Origin of the sequence: Streptomyces beijiangensis (assembly GCF_017315755.1) — a bacterium.
GTDB classification, from domain to species: domain Bacteria; phylum Actinomycetota; class Actinomycetes; order Streptomycetales; family Streptomycetaceae; genus Streptomyces; species Streptomyces beijiangensis.
On sequence record NZ_JAFLRJ010001018.1, the window covers coordinates 1 to 505 of the forward strand.

The 505-nt window shown below is 73.1% G+C and carries 1 protein-coding gene; it reads right to left on the minus strand.

The window, feature by feature from the left end:
• Positions 1-505 (minus strand): glycosyltransferase (locus J0695_RS40355; protein WP_206969771.1); only part of this gene is annotated, 505 nt, incomplete at both ends.

The window sequence follows — 505 nt, forward strand, 5'->3', positions numbered from 1 at the left end:
GCGGTGGGTGAAGTGGGGGCGGTGGGCCGCAGACAGTGGATGGCTATGCTCTCGGCCGGTCCGCGGGTGTCGGCGAACAGGGCCAGACCCCGGGCCCGTTGGCGCTTTCCGGTCTCGCCGTCGAGGAGCGCCTGGAGTACGGGCTTGAGGTCGGCCGGGTGTCGTATCCAGGCCGCCAGTCCCGCGTCCTGGAGGGCGGCCGCGTTGGTCCGGCCGTGGCCCGGTATGCAGCGGTAGCCGGCCGTGGGCAGGCCGGTGGCGAACGCCTCCAGGGAGGTGAGACCGCCGGCGTTCTGGACCAGGACGTCGCAGGCGTGCATCAGCTCCGGCATGTCCCAGACCCAGCCGAAGACATGCTCGATGCCGTCGGCGCAGAGGCGTTCGGCCAGTGCCTCGTTGCGACCGCAGACCACGACGGGGACGGCGACGCCGCTGTCGCGTATCTCCGCGGCCGCCTGCCGTACCGCGCCGACACCCCAGGAGCCCGCCACCAGCAGGGCGAGCG